At 54.0% G+C, this 5,579-nt stretch carries 6 protein-coding genes; all 6 read right to left on the reverse strand.

Going from position 1 to position 5,579, the window contains the following annotated elements; translation table 11 throughout:
* On the reverse strand, positions 1–697 hold a 697-nt coding region (paaC, locus tag ABJQ89_RS12290), incomplete at its 3' end, for a 1,2-phenylacetyl-CoA epoxidase subunit PaaC (protein ID WP_348496522.1).
* A complete protein-coding gene (gene paaB, locus ABJQ89_RS12295) occupies positions 697–981 on the reverse strand; it encodes a 1,2-phenylacetyl-CoA epoxidase subunit PaaB (protein ID WP_348496523.1) in 285 nt (94 codons plus the stop codon). The genes paaC and paaB, both read right to left, overlap by 1 nt.
* 4 nt (positions 982–985) lie before the next feature.
* Positions 986–1,450 (reverse strand): DUF3291 domain-containing protein, encoded by a 465-nt coding sequence (locus ABJQ89_RS12300; protein WP_348496524.1) that lies wholly within the window; start codon positions 1,448–1,450, stop codon positions 986–988.
* The gene (paaA, locus tag ABJQ89_RS12305; RefSeq protein ID WP_348496525.1) at positions 1,450–2,427 is read right to left on the reverse strand and encodes a 1,2-phenylacetyl-CoA epoxidase subunit PaaA; all 978 of its coding nucleotides are present in this window, start codon (positions 2,425–2,427) and stop codon (positions 1,450–1,452) included. Before paaA ends, ABJQ89_RS12300 begins: the two co-directional genes overlap by 1 nt.
* 3 nt (positions 2,428–2,430) lie before the next feature.
* The gene (gene pcaF, locus ABJQ89_RS12310) at positions 2,431–3,633 is read right to left on the reverse strand and encodes a 3-oxoadipyl-CoA thiolase (protein WP_348496526.1); all 1,203 of its coding nucleotides are present in this window, start codon (positions 3,631–3,633) and stop codon (positions 2,431–2,433) included.
* A 294-nt stretch (positions 3,634–3,927) separates the two neighbouring features.
* On the reverse strand, positions 3,928–5,391 hold the full coding sequence (locus ABJQ89_RS12315) for a pyridoxal-dependent decarboxylase (RefSeq protein ID WP_348496527.1): 1,464 nt from the start codon (positions 5,389–5,391) through the stop codon (positions 3,928–3,930).
* Positions 5,392–5,579 lie beyond the last annotated feature (188 nt).

Consider the following 5,579-nt stretch of genomic DNA (forward strand, 5'->3'; position numbering starts at 1 on the left):
GTTCGCTGTGCTGAAAGCCGGATTTGCCGCCTTTGTGCGCGAATTGGCTGTCTGGAACCGTCAGCGTCGCTTCTGTCATTACGTCGTTGAGACGGGCGTCAAACGCGCTGCGTAGCAGTCTCAAATCAGGCGAAATGCCTGCGTTTTGCATAGCGTTATCGACAGTATCCGCAACGAACAATTCACCCACATAAGGCCAAAGCAGATCAAGCGCGGTCTGCATGCGTTTATGGCTTTCTTCAGTGCCGTCACCAAGACCGATCACCGTATCGCCAGAACGCTCGACGTGGTATTTCACTTCTTTAACGGCTTTCGCAGCAATTTCCGCAACGCGCGGTTCGCTGGAGTGTGCAAGGTGCGTGAGCATTTCCAAATGCCAAGCATCGAAAAGAAATTGGCGCATGATGGTTTGACCGAAATCACCATTGGGTTGCTCCACGAGCAAAGTATTCCGAAAATCCCAAACATCGCGCAGCATGGCGAGATCATCGGCGCTGCGCCCGCTGCCCTCTACCTCAGCAGCGAGGCCGAGCCACATTTGCGTTTGCCCGATCAAATCGAGCGCGGTGTTGGCCAGCGCGATATCTTCTTCGAGTACAGGTGCCTTGCCGCACCATTCGGACAAACGATGGCCGAGGATCAGAGTGTTATCGCCCATGCGGCAAAGGAATTCGAAATAGGGATCAGGCGTCGTCATTACATTGCGCCTACATCGTCGGGGATGTCGTAAAAGGTCGGGTGACGATAAACCTTGCTTTCGGACGGCTCGTACATTGGTCCCTTTTCGCTCGGGGAGGAGGCCGCGATGTGGCGCGCCTCAACCACCCAAATGCTGACGCCTTCGTTGCGGCGCGTATACACATCGCGCGCGTTCTTGATTGCGCTTTCCTCATCTGCGGCATGAAGCGAGCCAACATGGCGATGGCTCATCCCGTGTTGTCCGCGGATGAAAATCTCCCAGAGGGGCCATTCATTGCTCATGTGCTTACTCCGCTGCAAATTCGCATTGGCGAAACGCGGACATGTCCACGGCGTCCCAACCAAAGGCGTGATCATTCGAGCCGTGTTCCTGCAAATGCGCGAGACGCTCCATAGCTTCATCCAAGGTCGGGATGTGACCGTCCTCCACCCACCACATCACAAAATGGTGGCGCGTCATGTGTTCAAACCACGCAGGGCGCTTTTCGTAAAACCGCGCATAGATCGTGTTGAAGACATAATTGCCAAGGCTCTCGACATCGCGCCAAACAGACATGTTTGCGATCATGTGTTCCTCGCCCGGGACATCGAGATCGGTGGCATTGCCACTGTCGCTCTTCATACGCCAGATGTAACCGTCGCTGCGTTCTGCGACCGCGTTGATCTTATCAAGGTTGTCCATGAAACCGACCATACGCGGATCATCGAGCGGATACAGGGCATAGCCCACGTTGAGTTCTGCGAGTTGCATTATTCTGCCGCCATTTTTGCTGCTTGTTTCTTTTTCGCATGCGCCATGAGACCGTCGCGCACCCAGGCGCCGTCGTCCCATGCCTTGTTGCGCGCCCTGAGGCGATCCACGTTGCAGGGGCCGTTGCCCTTGAGCACGTCAAAGAATTCACCCCAGTCAGGTCCGGTGAAATCGTAGCCGCCCTTTTCATCGTTCCATTTAAGATCAGGGTCGGGGATAGTCAGGCCGAGATATTCTGCCTGCGGCACGGTTTGATCTACGAATTTCTGGCGCAGCTCATCATTGCCGTTCATTTTGATTTTCCATGCCATGTTCTGTTCGGAATGTACGCTTTCCGCGTCAGAAGGGCCGAACATCATCAAGGACGGAAACCACATACGATTAAGCGCGTCTTGCGCCATATGCTTCTGTGCCTTGGTGCCTTGGGCCATCTTCATCATGATGTCGTAGCCTTGGCGTTGATGAAAACTCTCTTCCTTACAAATGCGCACCATTGCGCGTGCGTAAGGGCCATAAGATGTGCGTTGCAGCGGCACTTGGTTCATGATCGCGGCACCATCGACAAGCCAACCAACCGCGCCCATATCGGCCCAAGTGAGCGTCGGGTAGTTGAAGATCGAGCTGTATTTCATGCGTCCGTCGAGCAGCATTTCCGTGAGTTCATCGCGGGACACATCGAGCGTTTCAGCCGCGCAATAGAGATAGAGACCATGCCCTGCCTCATCTTGCACCTTAGCCAAGAGGATCGCTTTGCGTTCGAGGGTAGGGGCGCGGGTGATCCAATTGCCTTCGGGTAGTTGGCCGACAATTTCAGAATGCGCATGCTGACCGATCTGCCTGATGAGCGTCTTGCGGTAGCCCTGTGGCATCCAATCCTTGGGTTCGATCTTTTCGCCCGCATCAATGCGCGCTTGGAAGGCGGCGAGCAGTTCGGGATCATCTGAATTTTTCTCGGATTTGATCATCTGCGCATACATAGTTCAGACCCTTTCAATGATGATTGCGGTGCCTTGACCAACCCCAACACACATTGTGCAGAGCGCGTATTGCCCGCCTGTGCGTTTGAGCTGATGGGCTGCGGTGAGCACCAAACGTGCGCCGGACATGCCAAGAGGATGCCCTAGTGCAATTGCTCCGCCTTGCGGGTTCACGCGTGGATCGTCATCCGGCACGCTAAGTTCGCGCAGCGTGGCCAGCCCTTGAGAGGCGAAGGCCTCATTAAGTTCAATGATATCCATTTGATCGATGCTGAGGCCAGCGCGTTTGAGCGCCTTTTCTGACGCGGGCACTGGGCCGATGCCCATCACGCGCGGCGCAACTCCAGCGGAAGACATGCCGACAATACGGGCGATTGGGGTGAGAGAATGTTTATAAAGCGCCTTATCAGAGCCTATTAGCAAAGCGGCCGCGCCGTCATTGACACCACTTGCGTTGCCTGCGGTCACTGTCAAGTCTGGACCATTGATGCCCGACAGTTTTGCGAGTTTGGCAAGATCGGTGCCTGGGCGGGGGTGTTCATCCGTGTCAAAGATGATGTCATCCCCTTTGCGCTGGGGGATGTGCACGGGTATGATTTCATCGGCGAAGTGACCTGCGGCGTGCGCCTTGGCCCATGCGACCTGACTGCGCGCAGCGAATGCGTCCTGATCCTCGCGCGTGATATTGTAGTCTGCGGCAACGTTGTCTGCGGTTTCGGGCATTGAATCGACGCCATATGCGTCCTTCATTTTGCGGTTGATAAATCGCCAGCCGATGGTCGTGTCATAGACAGTATTCGCGCGGCTGAATGCGCTGGTTGCTTTTGGCATGACGAAGGGCGCACGGCTCATGCTCTCGACATCACCCGCGATGGTGAGGTCATAATCGCCTGCTTTGATACCGCGGGCGGCAAAGCCAACAGCATCCATACCAGAGGCGCACAATCGGTTGATCGTTGCGCCGGCAACATCTTTTGGCAGGCCCGCCAAGAGTGCAGCCATGCGCGCAACATTGCGATTGTCTTCTCCCGCTTGGTTTGCGGATCCCAAAATGACGTCGTCAACCTTGGACCAATCCACGCCTTTGTTGCGTTCCATAAGGGCGGAGATGGGCAAAGCGGCCAGATCATCGGTGCGAATTGAGGAAAGTGAACCGCCGTAACGCCCAATCGGCGTGCGGACTCCATCGCAGATATAGGCTTGCATGTGTGAACGTCTCCCTTCGTACCTCGCTTTATTGGTACCGAAGTCATTCCAAAAAGCAAGAATAAGTTACGAAAAACATGAAAAAATCGAACTATATGTAACGTTTCTGCTCGCACTAAGGCATAATCATGATTATGTTAAATTATGGCGCCACGCATCTCACCAAATCTCAATGTGCTGATCTGGCGTTCTACCGAGTCCATAGAGGTGATCGGGATAGTTATAGTGACTGTCCGGTTGTAAAATGAACAAAGCAAGTTCTTGCGTCGGATAAAAACCGACCCTGCGCTTACCTCAAACAGACAGCATCGCTTTCGCGACAGTTTCTATCTCTTCTATCAACACATCAATATCTTTCATCTGTGTGCGATGATTGGTGATATTCACACGAATTGCCGTTTTGCCATCAATTTTCGTCACGGATGGAACGGCGATGCCACGCAATTGCAGTTCAATCACAAGCCTATCGTTGAACGCGTCGATCTCTTCCGCAGACAGATCGGGCGCGGTAAACCGCAGGCAACAAACGCTGCTGGCGACGGGCGCGAGAAGCTCCAGGTCACTGTGTTCTGCGACGCGGCGACCGAGATAGGCCGCTTGGCGGCAGTTTTTGCTAATCATTTGGCCCAGCTTAAATGTGCCATGCTCGCTGAGTTGTTCCCAGATTTTGAGCGCGCGGAACCCGCGAGACAATTCTGGGCCATAATCCACAGGCCAGTGTCCACCAGCGGCAAGGCCTTCCTTTGCGCCGATGAGGTAATCGGGACGTTCTGAAAAGGCGTTCAAATGCGCGGCGCCGTCGCGGATCAACACAAACCCGGCGTCGTAGTTGACATGCAGCCATTTGTGGAAATCAAAGGCAATGGAATTGGCGCGTTCGATCCCTTGGAGGCGCGGTGCAATCTCTTCGCTCAAGATGCCAGCAGCGCCAAATGCACCGTCGATATGCAGCCAGAGATTTTCCACCTCTGCGACGTCGGCAAGCGCGTTGAGATCGTCAATCGCCCCGACATTTACTGTGCCCGCATTGCCAACAACCGTAAACGGAAGAAGACCTGCAGCTCTGTCCGCATCAATCGCAGCATTGAGCGCATCGAGATCCATTTCAAATTGATCGTTCACGGCTATTTTGCGTAGGGCGGCAGAGCCAAACCCAAGCATATCAAATGCGCGCGCTACGCAACTATGGGTTTGACTAGAGGCATATCCAACAAGACGCGCCTGCCCTATTCCGTCGCGGCGCACGTTATGATTTATCGCAGCGTCGCGCGCGGTTTTCATCGCAATGATAGTCGCCATAGAGGTGCCCGACACAATGAGACCGCTGGCAGCCTCTGGAAAGTCGAACATGTTGCGCACCCAAGCGATGACTTGTTTTTCAATGTAGATCGCACCGTGATCTCGGCCGCCCAAATTGGCATTCATCGCGGCCGCGGCAATATCAGCAACCATATTTCCCGGACTACCGGCGCCATGCACCCAGCCAAAGAAACGGGGATGGGTGTTTCCTACATTATAAGGAAGCAATTCAGAGACTTGCGTCTGAATGGTCTCAAGAGATTTCCCAGCGTTTGGCAACGGCTGGTCTTGTTCGGCCTTTTTTTCCTCTGGAAAAGGGGTCCAAACGCGCCCGTCTTGAGCGTTGCGCATTTTGGAAATGGCGTCATCCAGCATTTGATGTACTGTCGCGGAATAACTGTCCCAATCATCTGGATCGAGTGTCACGGCATCCCATAGGTCTTTTGGATTCTTGGCCATGTAGAACACTCCAGAAAATAATTTGGTTTGAATGCTGCATGAATTACATAACGCTGCAGGACAAACAATGGCGCAACCCTGCGGTGTTTTGGCATTTGATCCTTCTGCACAGCGAACCTTGTATCTTCCTGTGCATCGGACATAGGCTCCCTCAACGAATGTAGGAGACACAAGTCCATGAACCTGAG

Origin of the sequence: Planktotalea sp. (genome assembly GCF_039984035.1) — a bacterium.
Lineage (GTDB): Bacteria > Pseudomonadota > Alphaproteobacteria > Rhodobacterales > Rhodobacteraceae > Planktotalea.